This window comes from Candidatus Pantoea communis (assembly GCF_011752685.1).
Taxonomy (GTDB): Bacteria; Pseudomonadota; Gammaproteobacteria; order Enterobacterales; family Enterobacteriaceae; genus Pantoea; species Pantoea communis.
Genome location: NZ_VWXC01000002.1, coordinates 360,040 through 377,053, shown reverse-complemented (window position 1 = coordinate 377,053; position 17,014 = coordinate 360,040). Strand labels below are relative to the sequence as shown.

Annotated in this window: 15 protein-coding genes; 10 read left to right on the top strand and 5 right to left on the bottom strand. The window is 52.2% G+C overall.

Annotated features, from left to right (window positions below; genetic code table 11):
• Positions 1–85 precede the first annotated feature (85 nt).
• Positions 86–637 carry an NAD(P)H nitroreductase gene (locus F3J37_RS05875; RefSeq protein ID WP_166932352.1) on the bottom strand — a complete coding sequence of 184 codons (552 nt, stop codon included), beginning with the start codon at positions 635–637 and terminating at the stop codon, positions 86–88.
• Positions 638–806: 169 nt separating this feature from the next.
• Between F3J37_RS05875 and sppA the strand changes: the two genes are divergently transcribed.
• From sppA to pncA, 3 genes are all read left to right on the top strand, one after another.
• The gene (sppA, locus tag F3J37_RS05870; protein ID WP_166932350.1) at positions 807–2,666 is read left to right on the top strand and encodes a signal peptide peptidase SppA; all 1,860 of its coding nucleotides are present in this window, start codon (positions 807–809) and stop codon (positions 2,664–2,666) included.
• Between the two features lie 85 nt (positions 2,667–2,751).
• Positions 2,752–3,765, top strand: a complete 1,014-nt coding sequence (gene ansA, locus F3J37_RS05865; RefSeq protein WP_166932348.1) for an asparaginase — start codon at positions 2,752–2,754, stop codon at positions 3,763–3,765.
• A gap of 16 nt (positions 3,766–3,781) precedes the next feature.
• A complete protein-coding gene (gene pncA, locus F3J37_RS05860) occupies positions 3,782–4,390 on the top strand; it encodes a bifunctional nicotinamidase/pyrazinamidase (RefSeq protein WP_034828795.1) in 609 nt (202 codons plus the stop codon).
• 35 nt (positions 4,391–4,425) lie between these two features.
• Here pncA and F3J37_RS05855 read toward each other — a convergent pair whose 3' ends face one another.
• Positions 4,426–4,707 carry a YeaC family protein gene (locus tag F3J37_RS05855; RefSeq protein WP_045816085.1) on the bottom strand — a complete coding sequence of 94 codons (282 nt, stop codon included), beginning with the start codon at positions 4,705–4,707 and terminating at the stop codon, positions 4,426–4,428.
• A gap of 2 nt (positions 4,708–4,709) precedes the next feature.
• On the bottom strand, positions 4,710–5,120 hold the full coding sequence (gene msrB, locus F3J37_RS05850; RefSeq protein ID WP_034828790.1) for a peptide-methionine (R)-S-oxide reductase MsrB: 411 nt from the start codon (positions 5,118–5,120) through the stop codon (positions 4,710–4,712).
• Between the two features lie 338 nt (positions 5,121–5,458).
• On the opposite strand from msrB, the gene gapA reads away from it, so the two are divergent.
• Both gapA and F3J37_RS05840 read left to right on the top strand, forming a co-directional pair.
• The gene (gapA, locus tag F3J37_RS05845) at positions 5,459–6,457 is read left to right on the top strand and encodes a glyceraldehyde-3-phosphate dehydrogenase (RefSeq protein ID WP_034828788.1); all 999 of its coding nucleotides are present in this window, start codon (positions 5,459–5,461) and stop codon (positions 6,455–6,457) included.
• Positions 6,458–6,531: 74 nt separating this feature from the next.
• Complete coding sequence (locus tag F3J37_RS05840) at positions 6,532–7,407, top strand: D-hexose-6-phosphate mutarotase (RefSeq protein ID WP_166932346.1); 876 nt, start codon at positions 6,532–6,534, stop codon at positions 7,405–7,407.
• A gap of 21 nt (positions 7,408–7,428) precedes the next feature.
• Here the strand turns inward: F3J37_RS05840 and F3J37_RS05835 are convergent, their stop codons facing one another.
• Positions 7,429–8,277, bottom strand: a complete 849-nt coding sequence (locus F3J37_RS05835) for an aldo/keto reductase (RefSeq protein WP_166932344.1) — start codon at positions 8,275–8,277, stop codon at positions 7,429–7,431.
• Between the two features lie 84 nt (positions 8,278–8,361).
• Positions 8,362–9,111 (bottom strand): MipA/OmpV family protein, encoded by a 750-nt coding sequence (locus F3J37_RS05830; RefSeq protein ID WP_058959835.1) that lies wholly within the window; start codon positions 9,109–9,111, stop codon positions 8,362–8,364.
• Between the two features lie 407 nt (positions 9,112–9,518).
• On the opposite strand from F3J37_RS05830, the gene yeaG reads away from it, so the two are divergent.
• From yeaG to wbaP, 5 genes are all read left to right on the top strand, one after another.
• On the top strand, positions 9,519–11,453 hold the full coding sequence (gene yeaG, locus F3J37_RS05825) for a protein kinase YeaG (protein ID WP_034828773.1): 1,935 nt from the start codon (positions 9,519–9,521) through the stop codon (positions 11,451–11,453).
• Positions 11,454–11,544: 91 nt separating this feature from the next.
• Positions 11,545–12,822 (top strand): YeaH/YhbH family protein, encoded by a 1,278-nt coding sequence (locus F3J37_RS05820; protein WP_034828771.1) that lies wholly within the window; start codon positions 11,545–11,547, stop codon positions 12,820–12,822.
• 230 nt (positions 12,823–13,052) lie between these two features.
• Entirely contained in the window at positions 13,053–14,780 is a 1,728-nt protein-coding gene (locus tag F3J37_RS05815; protein WP_038646621.1) for a potassium/proton antiporter, read from the top strand.
• Positions 14,781–14,857: 77 nt separating this feature from the next.
• Positions 14,858–15,091 (top strand): DUF1480 family protein, encoded by a 234-nt coding sequence (locus F3J37_RS05810; RefSeq protein WP_034828766.1) that lies wholly within the window; start codon positions 14,858–14,860, stop codon positions 15,089–15,091.
• A gap of 377 nt (positions 15,092–15,468) precedes the next feature.
• Complete coding sequence (gene wbaP, locus F3J37_RS05805; RefSeq protein ID WP_166932342.1) at positions 15,469–16,935, top strand: undecaprenyl-phosphate galactose phosphotransferase WbaP; 1,467 nt, start codon at positions 15,469–15,471, stop codon at positions 16,933–16,935.
• The last annotated feature ends 79 nt before the right edge of the window (positions 16,936–17,014 follow it).

Genomic DNA, 17,014 nt, shown 5'->3' with positions numbered 1-17,014 from the left:
CGCGGTTTAAGCTCGATCTTTCGCACACGCGGTGTGCAATCTTTGCAACACGGCTCACCCTGCCGAAGAAACCCGCCGATGTCTGTCAGAAATAACTGACAAATTGCGCGGTGTCCGGTGCAACCACCGTGGTATTCGCTTTAAGCTGCGGCGTACCGAGATACAGGAATCCGACAATCGCATCCTGCTCGCGGCAACCAAAAGCTTCGCGTACCGAAGGATGGTCGGTCCATGGACCGCTGCGCCAGATACCGTTAAAGCCCTGCGCCAGCGCGGCCATTTGCATCGCCATCACGGCACAACCTGCTGAAACCAACTGTTCCCAATGCGGGACTTTGGCATGCTCTTCACAGTGCGCCACAACAGTGATAATCATCGGCGCTCGAAACGGTGCGGTGGCGGATTTTTCAATTGCCTTTTCATCGAGGTTGCTGTCACGCGCCGCTTGTTCAAGCAATTTACCAAAACGCTCACGCCCTTCATTCTCTACAATGATAAAGCGCCACGGCTGCAACGTACCATGATCCGGTGCACGTAAGCCTGCGTGCAAAATGTTCTGCAAGACTTCGCCTGCTGGAGCCGGTTCTGCCAGACGCGATGCCGAACGGCGGTTAATTAATAAATCCAGTGCATCCATCATTATTCTCCCGTGAATAAAAAGCGTGGGCTAATCCTGGCACAGCAAGATCTTTTGTAACAGTCTGGCGCGATTTCCTGCTGACATTTCGCACGCTGCTCTTTAGGATGAACCCGACATCGGGGCAGACCGCGTGGCGACTGCCCTGTTACGTGAATATGGAGAGTTTATGCGCACATTGTGGCGAATTATTGCTGGCCTGTTCCGCTGGAGCTGGCGGGTGTTGAATTTTATTCGGGAATTCATTCTTAATTTATTCCTCATCGTCTTAATCCTCGCCGGTGTCGGTATCTGGTTACAGCTTTCCAGCGCCAACAGCAGCGAACCGGTGCAACAGGGTGCACTCAAAGTGGATTTAAGCGGTGTATTAGTGGATAAACCTTCCGTCAGTAATCGCCTGAGTCGCATCAGCCGTGAGTTGCTGGGCGCGAGCAGCGATCGCCTGCAAGAGAATTCATTGTTCGACGTGGTGGATGCGGTTCGTCAGGCGAAAACTGACAAAAACATCACCGGGATCGTGCTTGATTTGCGTGATTTTGCTGGCGGCGATCAACCTTCATTACAATATCTGGGCAAATCGCTGCGTGAGTTCCGTGATGCGGGAAAACCGATATACGCCATTGGTGATAGCTATAGCCAGGCGCAATACTACATCGCCAGCTATGCCACCAAAATTTATCTGTCACCGCAGGGCACCGTTGATCTGCATGGCTTCGCTACCAATGGGTTGTATTACAAATCCCTGTTAGAGAAGCTCAAAGTCAATTCTCATGTGTTCCGTGTGGGCACCTACAAATCTGCCGTCGAGCCTTTCCTGCGTGACGATATGTCTCCGGAAGCACGTGATGCGGATGGTCGCTGGATCGGCCAGCTGTGGCAGAACTACCTGAACACCGTTTCCGCAAATCGCCAGATTACCCCGGATCAGCTGTTCCCGGGAGCAGCTGGCGTCATCAGCGGATTGCAGGCTGTCGATGGTGATACCGCAAAATATGCGCTGAATGCGAAGCTGGTTGATGTGCTGGACAGCCGTGCAGCAGCCGATCAGGAGCTGGTGAAAACCTTTGGCTGGGATAAAGCCAATAACGATTATCGCAACGTCAGCATTTACGATTACACCGTGAAGCAGCCTCAGCAGGACCAGGATGGCAATATTGCGGTGATCTTCGCCAGCGGTGCGATCATGGACGGTGAGGAAACCGCCGGAAACGTGGGAGGCGATACCACCGCTTCGCAGATTCGCGATGCGCGTCTCGATCCGAAAATCAAAGCGATTGTACTGCGCGTCAACAGCCCAGGTGGTAGCGTGTCGGCATCGGAAGCGATTCGTGAAGAGTTAGCCGCAGCCCATGATGCCGGCAAGCCAGTGGTGGTCTCAATGGGCGGCATGGCGGCTTCAGGTGGCTACTGGATCTCGACGCCAGCAGACTACATTGTGGCCGCACCCAGCACCTTGACCGGTTCAATCGGTATTTTCGGCGTGATTAACACGGTCGAAAATAGCCTGAACAGTATTGGTGTGCACACGGATGGCGTGGCCACTTCTCCGCTGGCTGACGTTGCCACCACCAAAGCCCTGCCGACGGAAGTGCAGCAATTGATGCAACTGACCATCGAAAACGGCTATCGTAACTTTGTCGGACTGGTCGCGAAGTCGCGTCATAAAACGCCAGAACAGATCAATGATATCGCTCAGGGCCATGTCTGGACCGGCAGTGATGCTAAAGCCAATGGCCTGGTGGATGCGTTGGGTGATTTTGACGATGCCGTGGCGAAAGCGGCTGAGTTGGCAAAAGTCGCCAAGCCGCAGCTTAGCTGGTATCAGGACGACCCCGGCATGATTGACCTGCTGTTAAATCAGATGAATGCCTCTGCACAAGCGATGCTGCCAGCAGCACTGAAGGTGTGGCTGCCCGCACCGATGCTGGATGTAATGAGTGCAGTGAAAGATCAGCCAGGCCTGATGAACAATCTTAATGATCCGCAAAATCGCTACGCCTTCTGCCTGAACTGCGGTAACGTACGCTAATCTTTACAGCCCGGCCGCTGGTCGGGCTGCTTTTCGCTGTTAATCCCCTTATACTGCGCGTTTTACGGCAAGTCTGAGTTCTTCCATGCAAAAGAAAAATATCTATGTAGCCTACACGGGCGGTACCATCGGTATGCAGCGCTCCGCGCACGGCTACATTCCGGTTTCCGGCCACCTGCAGCAGCAACTGGCCAACATGCCAGAATTCCATCGGCCTGAGATGCCGAATTTCACCATCCACGAATATCAGCCTCTGATGGATTCGTCAGACATGACGCCATTGGATTGGCAATCGATTGCTGATGACATTAAACAGAATTACGAGAGCTATGATGGTTTTGTGATTCTGCACGGCACCGACACCATGGCATTCACTGCCTCGGCGCTGTCATTCATGCTGGAAAACCTGGCGAAGCCGGTAATCGTAACCGGCTCGCAGATTCCACTGGCAGAATTGCGCTCAGATGGTCAGCAGAATTTACTCAATTCGTTGTACGTGGCCGCTAATTATCCGATCAATGAAGTGGCGTTGTTCTTTAACAACACGCTGTTCCGTGGCAATCGCACTACCAAAGCACATGCCGACGGCTTCAACGCCTTCGCTTCACCGAATCTCCCTCCTTTGCTGGAAGCCGGTATTCACATTCGTAAACTCAATACGCCGCCGGCACCACAGGGCCGTGGCGAGTTGATTGTGCATCCGATTACCCCACAACCGATTGGCGTGGTTACCATTTACCCCGGGATCTCTGCCGATGTGGTACGTAACTTCCTGCGCCAGCCGGTGAAGGCACTGATTCTGCGCTCTTATGGTGTCGGTAACGCGCCGCAAAATGCAGAATTCCTGGCTGAACTGCAGCAGGCGAGCGAACGTGGGATTGTGGTGGTGAATCTGACGCAATGCATGTCCGGAAAAGTGAATATGGGGGGCTATGCCACCGGTAATGCGCTGGAGCATGCGGGGGTGATCAGCGGTTTTGACCTTACCGTTGAGGCTACATTAACAAAACTGCACTTTTTGTTGAGCCAAAACCTCACCAACCCGGAAATTCGTGCCAGAATGCAACAGAATTTACGCGGCGAACTGACCGACGACTGATACGGAGCGAGATGTAATGAAGCGGGCATTGATAATCATCGATATTCAGAACGATTTTTGCCCCGGCGGCCCAATGGCGGTGCGCGAAGGCGACCAAACGGTTGCCGTTGCCAATCGCTACGCACGCGAGTTCCGCGATCGGGGAGAATGTGTAGTGGCATTGCAAGACTGGCATCCGGCAGATCATGGCAGCTTCGCCTCCGTCTCTGGCGAACCGGTGTATACCCTGGGTGAATTGAACGGTTTGGCGCAGATTTGGTGGCCCGATCATGGAGTCGAGAACTCAGTGGGGGCGGATTTCCACCCAGAACTGGACCGCACACTGATTGATGCGGTGTTCCATAAGGGGGGCGACGCGGATGTGGACAGCTACAGTGCTTTCTTCGATAACGGCCATCGCCGCAAAACGGAGCTAGACAGTTGGCTGCGTGAACGCGACATCAGCGACCTGGTGATGCTGGGGCTCGCTACCGACTATTGCGTCAAATACAGCGTGCTGGATGCGCTGGAGCTGGGCTACAACGTTGAAGTGGTGAAAGAGGGTTGCCGCGGCGTCAACCTGAATCCTGATGATAGCGATATTGCCATCGAACAGATGCAAGCTCAGGGTGCGGTAATAATCTGAAAATGAGGGCTGGTGAAAACCAGCCCTTTTGCGTTCTAGTGCAGGTTAATGCGCGTGATGTCCGGCTCGATACCGAACTCTTCCTTAAGCTGCTTTTTCGACTTCATCACCATCTCCCCCCCTTTGCCAATGGTCATATGCTGTGGGTCGTCGTTGTGACGCGCCTGCCACAGCATCACCAGCTGCAGGCAATTATCGCGCTGCTCTTGCGTCAGCGCGACACCGTCCGGCCATTTACCGGTTTCCACTGCGGTGGCGAGCCGCTCGTAGACCTCCGGCGTCATCGCCGCCAGCATGGCTTCCAGTTCTTGCTTCATGCTCAGCCCTCTTGTTGCTTGCCCTGCTCATCGGTAAAGCTCAATGAGGCAGAGTTAACGCAGTAGCGCTCACCGGTAGGCTGCGGGCCATCCGGGAACACGTGGCCGAGATGCGCATCGCAATTGCCACAGCGAATTTCCACGCGGTGCATGCCGTGGGAATCATCTTCCAGATAACGAATCGCTTCGTCGCTGTAAGGCTGGTAAAAGCTCGGCCAGCCGCAGCCTGAATCATATTTAGAGTCGGAGAGGAACAGCGGTGAATTGCACACTAAACAGTGGTAGATGCCCTCCTGCTTGTTGTGCAGTAGCGCGCCACTGAAAGGAGGTTCCGTGCCGCGATGCTGTGTGACATAGCGCTGCATCTCAGAAAGCTGCGCGATTTTTGCCTCGGGTGCGGTGTCTTTAGCCATTTTGAGTTCCGGAGTGTCATTCTGTAAAAATCGACTAGTATTCTAACAAACGAACAACATCATCATGGTCTTTTTTCGTGCGAACCCGTTCGCCACGACTGCCACAGCGCAAAATTGTGACGTCGATCACCCTTTGCAAAAGTCATCCCTTTTCGGTCGGTATTCGGCGTAACATAGGCGCGCAATAAGGGTGCTGCGTAAGCGATTGCGCAACCAATTATTCCTGGCGTTGGAATTGACCTGTCGCAACAATTGACACGATTCCGCTTGACGCCTGGTAAGGTTTTTGTAATTTTACAGCCAACCTTTTATTCACTAACAAATAGCTGGTGGAATATATGACTATCAAAGTAGGTATCAACGGTTTTGGCCGTATCGGTCGCATCGTTTTCCGTGCTGCACAGCAGCGTTCTGACATCGAAATCGTCGCGATCAACGACCTGCTCGACGCCGATTACATGGCTTACATGCTGAAGTATGACTCTACGCACGGTCGTTTCGACGGCACCGTAGAAGTGAAAGACGGCGCGCTGATTGTTAACGGTAAGAAAATCCGTGTTACCGCTGAGAAAGACCCGGCTAACCTGAAATGGGACGAAGTGGGTGTTGACGTTGTTGCAGAAGCAACCGGTATCTTCCTGACCGACGAAACCGCTCGCAAACACATTCAGGCTGGTGCGAAGAAAGTGGTTCTGACCGGTCCTTCTAAAGATGCGACCCCAATGTTCGTTCGTGGCGCTAACTTTGAAAAATATGCTGGCCAGGATATCGTTTCTAACGCATCTTGCACCACTAACTGCCTGGCACCACTGGCTAAAGTGATCAACGACCACTTCGGTATCGTTGAAGGTCTGATGACCACTGTTCACGCTACCACCGCTACCCAGAAAACCGTTGATGGCCCGTCTCACAAAGACTGGCGCGGCGGCCGCGGCGCAGCTCAGAACATCATCCCATCTTCTACCGGTGCTGCTAAAGCAGTGGGCGTGGTTCTGCCAGAGCTGAACGGTAAACTGACCGGTATGGCGTTCCGCGTTCCTACCCCGAACGTGTCTGTTGTTGACCTGACTGTACGTCTGGAAAAACCAGCCACTTACAAAGAAATCTGTGCCGTGATCAAAGCTGAATCTGAAGGCAAGATGAAAGGCGTTCTGGGCTACATCGAAGACGACGTTGTATCAACCGACTTCAATGGCGAAACCCTGACTTCAGTATTCGATGCTAAAGCCGGTATCGCACTGAACGACAACTTCGTGAAACTGGTTTCATGGTACGACAACGAAACTGGCTACTCACACAAAGTTCTGGATCTGATTGCACTGGTTGCTTCTAAGTAAGCGACTGGCGAAACAGACAAGGGGTGACTTCGGTCGCCCCTTTTTTTTCATTTGGAAGAAGAGAAGGTCTGACGATGCAAGATACGCTTTATAGTTTACCGGTGGTGAATCAGATCACCCCTTATCTGTCACAACGCCAGATGGGCGATTTACCCATCGTCGTCGTGAGCCATCCCAAGGTCCGAGCGGCGATTGCGCTGCAAGGCGCGCATCTGCTCTCATGGCAGCCCAGCGGCCAGCAACCGGTGATCTGGTTGAGCGATAAGACGCCGTTTGTCGCAGGCAAAGCAATCCGTGGAGGCGTGCCGATTTGCTGGCCTTGGTTTGGTCCGGCAGGTGAACCGGCGCATGGTTTCGCCCGTAATCAACCCTGGACATTGACTGCACACGATGAGAACGAAGATGCTGTAATGCTGACGTTCACACTGGAAAGCAACGCGCAAACGAAGAAGCTGTGGCCGCATGATTTCACCCTGCTGGCCCGTTTCCGTATCGCCGAGCATTGTGAAATTGAGCTGGAAGCCTGGGGCGATTACGAAGCCACCGCAGCCTTACACACCTACTTCCAGATCGCCGATATTGCTCAGGTGGAAGTGAGTGGCTTAGGAAATAGCTTTATCGACAAGGTGAACGCTAACACGGTAGGCAGTTTGGCTGATGGCAAGCAAACCTACCCTGATCGCGTCGATCGGATTCACACCGCCGCCGAAGATTGCAGTGTGATTCACGACATCGCAGGAAAGCGTCAGATTGAAGTGTACCACCACTATCAAAGTGACGTTGTCACATGGAATCCGGGTCCAGAATTATCCTGCAGCATGGCGGATATGCCTAACGAGGGCTACAAAACCATGGTCTGCGTGGAAACGGCTCGCATCAACAAGCCGATGAAAAGCGCCGGTGAATCCCCTGCTCGCCTCGGTACCACGCTGCGCGTGCGCAATAAGTAAGTTTGCGGCGCTGATGCGCCGCTACACCACGTCTAAGTCCGTTTTGTGCTGCGGTGCCGGGAATGCCCGGTCGATGATAGCTAATTCTTCAACGCTCAAATGCAGATTTAACGCTGCGGCATTTTCCACCACGTGTTGTTGGCTACTGGCTTTGGGAATGGCGATCACGCCAGATTGACGAATCACCCATGCGAGCAGTAATTGTGCCACGCTGATGCTCTTCTGTTGTGCAATCTGCTGCAAATGGGGATCATCAAACAGCGATTGACGCAAACGTCCCGCCTGCGCCAGAGGGCAATAGGCCATTATCGGCGTATCACGTTGCTGGCAGGCGGCTAATAAATCGTATTCGATTCCTCGTGATGCCAGGTGATACAGCACCTGATTGGTTGCGCAGTTTTCACCGCCCGTCTCACTCCACAGTTCTTGCATATCGTCCGTGTCGAAATTCGATACGCCCCAATGCCGAATTTTTCCTTGCTGCTGTAAGGTTTCCATGGCGTGAATGGTCTCTTCCAGTGGCACATTGCCGCGCCAGTGCAGCAGATAAAGATCAAGATAATCGGTCTCTAAGCGCTGTAAGCTGCGCTCGCAGGCCTCTATCGCATCCACTTCCCCGGCATTCCACGGATAGACTTTTGACACCAGCCAGGCCTGATGGCGGCGTCCGCGTAGCGCTTCGCCCACCACCTCTTCCGCCCCGCCTTCGGCGTACATTTCTGCGGTATCAATCAGTCTCATCCCCAGATCCAATCCAGCCTGTAACGCCATGACTTCCTGACGACGCAGCGCTGCATTCTCCCCCATATACCAGGTTCCTTGCCCAATAGCAGGTAAAGCTGATTCTCCACGGAATTGAATCGTCTTCATTACGCCTCCTGATGCGCCATGATGGGGCGCGTTATTGGTGCAATGTAATAAAAACGCCTCATTACGAGGCGCGATGTAAAACCATTAGAAGCTGTAGCTGATGCCGGTCCAGAGGGTGAACTGACCACTTTTGTCCACCATCGGACTGTCTTTGATTTCGCTATCAAAGCGGGTGTAACGCCCGGACAAACTGGCGTTCCAGCTATCGCTAATCTGGTAGCTGGCGTTCATTTCCACATAAGGAGACCAGCTGTCGTCCGGTTGATATTCAGCAATACCTGTCCGCGCGCTTTCGTGCGAAGACACGCCATAGTAGTAGCGGTTTTGATTGGCGCTGTTCCACATTGCACCGATGCCTGGCGTCAGGCTGAACGCGCCAAAATCGAAGCGATACAGATAGGTAAGATCCCAGATGATGCCATTACTGTTGTTCAGCACATCGCCCAGCAGAGCGGTACGCACGATACCCCAATCCGCAACATGGCGGTAGGTGGCACCTGCCATCAGGGTCATCCGGCGCTTATCCAGAGCCTTCATGTCACCCAGATCGTTATCCTTGGGATCATACTGTTGCGGTGAACCCAGCAAGGTTAATGACAGTTGATCCTGCTGGTCTTTCCACAGGTAGTAGCCGCCTTGCAAGCTACGGAACCAGAAGTTTTCGCCTTCATAATTGATGACCGGGATGGGGATGTATCGGTCCTGTCCACCGCGATAAGGTGACTGGGCATAAATAACCGAAGCCCCGAGAGATAAGGGTTCTGCATGAGTGCTGAACGCCGCAAAATAACAAGGAACAACACAAGCAAGCGCTTTAAGTTTGAATTGGTTCACAATTTAATCAGTCCATTAATATAACAATCACACGCAGAGTCTAACTAAATTTTCGCGCTGGGTTAACGTTAAATCAGGGATGTTTATCACCCATGCGGAATAGTCTGAAGCAGGTTGCAGTGGTAGACATGCAAACGGAATGCCTTAGTGCTTATGAGACTTTGTTATTGATATATCGCTAAATAAGGAGAAAAGTGGCTGCAGATTTTCTGAATGCCTTCTACAGTTAAAAGTAAGCCGAGACTTTTTGTACGAGCAGAGTAACCATAAGAATTGTGTATCCCGATAAAAAAACGTCAGGTTGGCATAAGGGTTGCTGTACTCAATAAAGAATATCTTCCGGGAGCTGCAAACGTATCTAATTTCGCTCCTTTACCTGTGCTAAAAACGAAAGGACGGGCATCGCTATGAATATATTCGATCACTATCGTCAGCGTTATGAAGCTGCCAAGGACGAAGAGTTCACACTGCAGGAATTTCTCGCTATCTGTAAGCAGGATCGCAGTGCATACGCCAACGCTGCAGAGCGACTATTGATGGCTATCGGTGAGCCGGTGATGGTTGACACGGCGCAGGAGCCACGCCTTTCCAGAATCTTCTCTAACCGCGTCATGGGACGCTATCCCGCCTTCGAAGAGTTTTATGGTATGGAGGAAGCGATTGAGCAGATCGTCTCCTACCTGAAACATGCTGCGCAAGGCCTGGAAGAGAAGAAACAGATTCTCTACCTGCTGGGGCCGGTCGGTGGCGGTAAATCGTCACTTGCTGAGCGTTTGAAAGCCCTGATGCAACGCGTACCGATCTACGTGCTGAGCGCTGATGGCGAACGCAGCCCGGTCAACGATCATCCTCTGTGCCTGTTCAACCCGCAGGAAGACGCCAACATTCTTGAGAAAGAGTATGGCGTGCCGCGGCGTTACCTGGGCACCATCATGTCGCCGTGGGCAGCAAAACGCCTGCATGACTTCGGCGGCGATATTACCCGCTTTAAAGTGGTTAAAGTCTGGCCTTCCATCCTGGAGCAAGTGGCCATCGCCAAAACGGAACCGGGTGATGAAAACAACCAGGATATCTCTGCATTGGTCGGTAAGGTGGATATCCGCAAACTGGAAAACCACGCGCAGAACGATCCCGACGCTTACGGTTACTCGGGCGCACTCTGCCGCGCGAACCAGGGCATCATGGAATTCGTCGAGATGTTTAAGGCACCGATTAAAGTGCTGCATCCATTGCTGACCGCCACTCAGGAAGGTAACTACAACGGTACTGAAGGGATCTCTGCCCTGCCGTTTAACGGCATCATTCTGGCGCACTCCAACGAGTCAGAATGGGTGACTTTCCGTAACAACAAGAACAACGAAGCGTTCCTGGACCGTGTTTACATTGTCAAAGTGCCTTACTGCCTGCGAGTGTCGGAAGAGATCAAAATCTACGACAAACTGCTTAATCACAGTGAGCTGACGACGGCGCCATGTGCACCAGGCACGCTGGAGACCTTAGCGCGCTTCTCTATCCTGTCGCGTTTGAAAGAGCCGGAAAACTCCAGCATCTATTCAAAAATGCGCGTCTATGATGGTGAAAGCCTGAAAGATACCGATCCAAAAGCGAAATCATGGCAGGAGTATCATGACTACGCTGGCGTGGATGAGGGCATGAACGGCCTTTCGACCCGCTTCGCGTTCAAGATTCTGTCGCGCGTATTCAACTTTGACCATGCAGAAGTGGCGGCCAACCCGGTACATCTGTTCTACGTGCTGGAGCAACAAATTGAGCGCGAGCAGTTCCCGCAGGATCTGGCAGAGAAATACCTTGAGCACCTGAAAGGTTATCTGATTCCGAAATACGCGGAGTTTATCGGCAAAGAGATTCAGACCGCCTATCTGGAGTCTTATTCAGAATACGGCCAGAACATCTTCGACCGCTACGTAACCTACGCCGACTTCTGGATTCAGGATCAGGAATACCGTGATCCCGATACCGGACAGTTGTTTGATCGTGAATCACTGAACGCCGAGCTGGAAAAAATCGAGAAACCTGCCGGGATCAGTAACCCGAAAGATTTCCGTAACGAGATCGTCAACTTTGTGCTGCGTGCCCGGGCGCAAAATAGCGGACGTAATCCCAACTGGACCAGCTACGAAAAACTGCGCACGGTCATTGAGAAGAAAATGTTCTCCAATACCGAGGAGTTGCTGCCGGTGATTTCGTTTAATACCAAGACCTCAACGGACGAACAGAAAAAACACGATGATTTTGTCGATCGCATGATGGAGAAAGGCTATACCCGCAAGCAGGTGCGCCTGTTGTGCGAATGGTATCTGCGCGTGCGTAAATCGTCTTAATCGTTACCTGTAAGCTACGCGGCGCCGCGACGCCGCAACAGGAGGCCGGAGTGGTTCCGGCCTGGCTTGCACTGTAGTTTGGGGGATATGTATGGCCTATTTTATCGATCGGCGTCTGAACGGTAAAAACAAGAGCGCGGTCAATCGGCAGCGTTTCCTGCGCCGTTACAAGTCGCAAATCAAGCAGTCGATCTCCGAGGCCATCAACAAGCGGTCGGTCACCGACGTGGAGAGCGGCGAATCTGTCTCGATTCCTATCGATGACATCAATGAGCCCATTTTCCATCAGGGACGCGGCGGCAGTCGCCATCGCGTGCATCCGGGGAACGATCATTTCGTCCAGAACGACCGCATTGAGCGCCCACAAGGGGGCGGTGGTGGCGGTGGCAGCGGTCAGGGCAACGCCAGTCAGGACGGTGAAGGTCAGGATGAGTTTGTCTTCCAGATATCGAAAGATGAATATCTTGATTTGCTGTTTGAAGATCTTGCCCTGCCAAATCTGCGTAAAAATCAGCATCGACAATTGAACGAATATAAAACGCACCGCGCGGGCTTTACCTCAAATGGGGTACCGGCCAACATCAGTGTGGTGCGTTCGCTACAAAATTCACTGGCGCGTCGTACTGCCATGACCGCCGGTAAACGCCGTATGCTGCACGAACTGGAAGCCACGCTGACTGAAGTGGAGAACAGTGAACCGGCTCAGTTGTTGGAAGAGGAGCGGCTGCGCAAAGAGATTGCCGAACTGCGGGCACGCATTGAACGTGTACCCTTTATTGATACCTTCGACTTACGCTACAAAAACTTTGAGAAGCGCCCTGAGCCTTCCAGCCAGGCGGTGATGTTCTGCCTGATGGATGTGTCCGGTTCCATGGATCAAGCCACGAAAGACATGGCGAAGCGTTTTTATATTCTGCTCTATCTGTTCCTGAGCCGGACCTATAAAAATGTGGAGGTGGTGTATATCCGTCACCATACGCAGGCGAAAGAAGTCGATGAGCAGGAGTTCTTCTACTCGCAGGAAACCGGCGGCACCATTGTCTCTAGCGCATTGAAGTTAATGGATGAAGTGGTTAAAGAGCGCTATGACCCTGCGCAGTGGAATATATATGCGGCACAGGCCTCTGATGGTGACAACTGGGCGGATGACTCTCCGTTATGTCATGAGATTCTGGCCAAACATATTTTGCCGGTTGTACGTTATTACAGCTACATCGAAATCACGCGCCGTGCGCACCAGACGCTGTGGCGTGAGTATGAACATCTGCAAGCCATGTTTGATAACTTCGCGATTCAGCACATCCGCGAGCCAGAAGACATTTACCCAGTATTTAGAGAACTTTTCCACAAACAGGTGGCAGAAGCCTGAACATCAAGCCGGTCAATGACCGGCTTTTTCTTTTCCGCGCCACCGCTCATTCGCCTGAAATCCCCGCTGATTTTTCACACAATTTTAACGATCTATGGGATAGCGCTCCGCAGATTGAAAAAATATGCAATTAAGCGCTGACAAGCTATTGATAAGGCATTATCTTTTCACCTTGTCTGTGTGAATCCCCCGCAGTTTGTCATTTTCGCTCGTACCGCAGGAGAACGCCGTTGAATGCCAGCATGATTTACAGTTTGTTTATTATTGGTTCCGTGCTGGTCGCAGCAAGTATTCTTCTGAGTTCATTCTCGTCACGGCTTGGCATCCCTATTCTGGTAATCTTCCTTGCGTTAGGCATGTTGACCGGCGTTGATGGGATTGGCGGCATCGCTTTTGACAACTACCCGGTGGCGTATCTGGTTTCTAACCTCGCGCTGGCGATTATTTTGCTGGATGGCGGCATGCGCACCAAAGCCAGCTCATTCAAGGTGGCACTGGGGCCCGCATTATCACTCGCCACGGTCGGTGTGATGATAACCGCCGGTTTGACCGGTTTGGCTGCAGCCTGGCTCTTTAAACTCGATTTGATGCAAGGTTTCCTGATTGGCGCGATTATCGGTTCCACCGATGCCGCCGCCGTCTTCTCGCTGCTGGGGGATAAAGGGCTTAACGAACGTGTCAGCTCCACGCTGGAAATTGAATCCGGCAGTAACGATCCCATGGCGGTATTCCTGACCATCACGCTGATTGACATGATCCAGCAAGGCCAGTCAGGCTTAAGCTGGATGTTTGTGGTACATCTGGTGCAACAGTTCGGGCTCGGTATTGTACTGGGGCTGGGCGGCGGCTGGGCACTACAGCAACTGATTAACCGTATCAATCTGGCGCAAGGTCTCTATCCCCTGCTGGCGTTAAGTGGCGGCATCATTGTGTTTGCACTGACCACGGTGATGGAAGGCAGCGGTATTCTGGCGGTTTACCTGTGTGGCTATCTGCTGGGTAACAGCCCGATCCGCAACCGTCACGGTATTCTGCAAACCTTCGATGGTATGGCGTGGTTGAGTCAGATCGGCATGTTTATCGTGCTCGGCTTACTGGTGACGCCATCTGATTTGTGGCATATCGCCGTTCCTGCCATGATTTTATCTCTCTGGCTGATTTTGGTGGCGCGTCCGCTTTCAATTCTGGTGGGCCTGTTGCCATTTAAAGGTTTCACCGGCCGCGAACGCATCTTTATCAGTTGGGTTGGCCTGCGTGGCGCAGTACCCATTATCCTCGCGGTGTTCCCGATGATGGCCGGGCTGGAAAACGCCAAGCTCTACTTCAACATCGCCTTCTTCGTGGTTCTCGTGTCGTTGATGCTGCAGGGCACCTCACTGGGCTATGCGGCCAAACGCGCCAAAGTTGTGGTTCCCCCTACTGCATCACCTATCAGCCGCGTCGGACTGGACATCCACCCTGAAAACCCCTGGGAGCAGTTTGTTTACCAACTTAGTGCTGATAAATGGTGTATCGGAGCCGCGCTGCGTGATTTGCAGATGCCACGCGAAACGCGCATCGCTGCCCTGTTCCGCGATAACGCGCTGATGCATCCCAACGGTAGCACGCGCCTTAAAGAGGGCGATGTGCTATGTGTGATTGGACGTGAACGTGATTTGCCCGCTTTGGGTAAAATGTTCAGTCAGTCTCCACCCGTCGCGCTCGATCAGCGCTTCTTTGGTGACTTCATTCTGGATGCCGAGGCACGTTTACGCGATGTGGCGCAAATTTATGGGCTGGAACTCGATGAAACCACCAACGATCAGCAATCCCTCGGTCAACTGGTGATGGGCCTGCTGGGCAGTACACCGGTGGTGGGCGATCAGGTGGAGTGGAACCAATTGACCTGGACCGTGGCAGAGAAAGAGGACAACCAAATCGTTAAAATTGGCGTACGTGTCATGGAAGACAAGGAGTAATCCTAACCGCGAATACGCCAAAACTGCGCGTGAGCGACTATGATCACTGTTCCACCCAGCACAAACGGGAGAAGCGCATGGGACACGTGGTAAAGATTGGTCGTTACGAGATCGTTGATGCAGAACTGAATGCTGAAAAGCTCGATACCATCAGCATTCCCTGCAATACCAACCCCGGCCTGAGTTACCAACTCGATGGCTGGGATCATGAAACCAGCGTGCCGGCGTGGATTGATGGCGAGCCCGTCGATCTGCAGATCGGACACTATGACAAGCAACAAGACCGCTGGGTATTAAAAAAACCCGCCTGATGTACCCCCGCCGCCATCCGCTTCGTATGGCGGTCATTCCTAAAAGCAGTCTTAAAATGAAGCGTTCTATCTGTGTTTTTTTTGGTTTTAACCTTGTATTTCAATTAGCTAACTCACTATTTCACGCAGCATTTATTTCCTTTTAAGACTATTTCCATATTAACTCTGTCAAATAACTCCTGCATACTCTTAAACGTTGCTGCAGCTTTTCGTGACGTACATCACGTCTCAAACGGCCCTTTCCATGCAGCGCTTATGGCAGCATTGACTTATATCGCACTGAAAAATCATTTCTTTTTATTTTCGGTGGACAACTCCTGAGCGCGTACTTGATTCTGGTCAGGCCATCTTTTACTTAAGAAAAGAGAGCAGGTTTTATGGCAAGTACATTGGTAATGAATGATGCAACCCGCTCGTGGAGCGGATTGCGTAAAAATCTCATCGCAAAAGTCGCTTTAAGCTTTTCGGATTTAATTGCTCTGAATCTGGCTTTGTTTTTATCTGCAGCAACCGTTCAGGGTATTTGGGGAGAACTGGACACCTTTATTCCGCCGCAGCAGATTGAGTACCGCTTCATCGCTCAATTAGGGCTTTCTGTACTTTGCACCGCGTGGTTTTGGGTGCGCATGCGTCATTACACTTACCGCAAACCGTTCTGGTTCGAGTTAAAAGAGATTGTTAAAACCCTGTTCGTCTTCTCGCTGCTGGATTTGGCGCTGATTGCCTTCTCCAGGTGGGATTTTTCGCGCATGGTTTGGGTGTTTAGCTGGACTTACGCACTGCTACTGCTGCCGCTGATGCGTGCGGTGGTCAAGCGTGCCATTAACCGCGCAGGTCAGTGGCAGAAAGAGACCATCATCATTGGTTCAGGCAAGAATGCCATGGAAGCTTATGCAGCCCTGCAGAGTGAGGAAATCCTCGGCTACAACGTCCAGGCTTTCATCTCACTGGAAGATGAGCACCACCCTGAGAAAGTGAATGGTGTACCCGTGATCACCTGGAAAGACATCAACTGGCAAACGATGGATCGCGACAACACGCAATTTATCGTCGCCACTGAGTTTGAACAGCAGGTGGTGCGCGATAAATGGCTGAAGTTCCTGTCCAAAATGAAGTGCCGCTCCATCTCCGTGATTCCAACCCTGCGCGGTGTGCCGCTGTATGGCACTGATATGTCATTCATCTTCAGCCACGAAGTGATGATCCTGCGCGTCAGCAACAATCTGGCGAAACGCTCATCCCGCTTCCTCAAGCGTACTTTCGATATCGTGGTGGCATCACTGTTGCTGCTGTTCCTTGCCCCGGTATTTGGTCTGCTGTGTGCGATGGTGAAACGTGATGGCGGCAATGCCATTTATGGACATGAACGCGTTGGGCAAGACGGTGTGAAGTTTAAATGCCTGAAGTTCCGTTCGATGGTCACCAACTCGCAGGAAGTATTGCAAAACCTGCTGGCGACCAGTGAAGAAGCGCGTGCCGAATGGGATCGTGATTTCAAACTGAAGAACGATCCACGCATCACCAAAATTGGCGGCTTCCTGCGTAAAACCAGTCTCGACGAATTGCCGCAGTTGTGGAATGTGATTCGTGGTGAGATGAGTCTGGTGGGACCACGTCCGGTTATCGAAGCTGAGCTGGAACGTTACGCAGGGGATGTCGATTATTACCTGATGGCGAAACCGGGCATGACGGGTCTGTGGCAGGTGAGTGGTCGTAACGACATAGACTACGACACCCGCGTCTATTTCGATTCCTGGTATGTGAAGAACTGGGCGTTGTGGACCGATATTGCCATTCTGTTCAAAACCGCAGGCGTAGTGTTACGCCGTGACGGCGCTTACTGATCCTACCCTCGACGCGATGTCTGTGTTGGTCCAGCAGACATCGCTTTTTTATTCCTTTCTTTTTCCCGGCTAAGTCATT

Coding starts and splice junctions, on each gene's coding strand:
- F3J37_RS05875 (WP_166932352.1), bottom strand. CDS start 637: ATGGATGCACTGGATTTATTAATTAACCGCCGTTCGGCATCGCGTCTG.
- sppA (WP_166932350.1), top strand. CDS start 807: ATGCGCACATTGTGGCGAATTATTGCTGGCCTGTTCCGCTGGAGCTGG.
- ansA (WP_166932348.1), top strand. CDS start 2,752: ATGCAAAAGAAAAATATCTATGTAGCCTACACGGGCGGTACCATCGGT.
- pncA (WP_034828795.1), top strand. CDS start 3,782: ATGAAGCGGGCATTGATAATCATCGATATTCAGAACGATTTTTGCCCC.
- F3J37_RS05855 (WP_045816085.1), bottom strand. CDS start 4,707: ATGAAGCAAGAACTGGAAGCCATGCTGGCGGCGATGACGCCGGAGGTC.
- msrB (WP_034828790.1), bottom strand. CDS start 5,120: ATGGCTAAAGACACCGCACCCGAGGCAAAAATCGCGCAGCTTTCTGAG.
- gapA (WP_034828788.1), top strand. CDS start 5,459: ATGACTATCAAAGTAGGTATCAACGGTTTTGGCCGTATCGGTCGCATC.
- F3J37_RS05840 (WP_166932346.1), top strand. CDS start 6,532: ATGCAAGATACGCTTTATAGTTTACCGGTGGTGAATCAGATCACCCCT.
- F3J37_RS05835 (WP_166932344.1), bottom strand. CDS start 8,277: ATGAAGACGATTCAATTCCGTGGAGAATCAGCTTTACCTGCTATTGGG.
- yeaG (WP_034828773.1), top strand. CDS start 9,519: ATGAATATATTCGATCACTATCGTCAGCGTTATGAAGCTGCCAAGGAC.
- F3J37_RS05820 (WP_034828771.1), top strand. CDS start 11,545: ATGGCCTATTTTATCGATCGGCGTCTGAACGGTAAAAACAAGAGCGCG.
- F3J37_RS05810 (WP_034828766.1), top strand. CDS start 14,858: ATGGGACACGTGGTAAAGATTGGTCGTTACGAGATCGTTGATGCAGAA.
- wbaP (WP_166932342.1), top strand. CDS start 15,469: ATGGCAAGTACATTGGTAATGAATGATGCAACCCGCTCGTGGAGCGGA.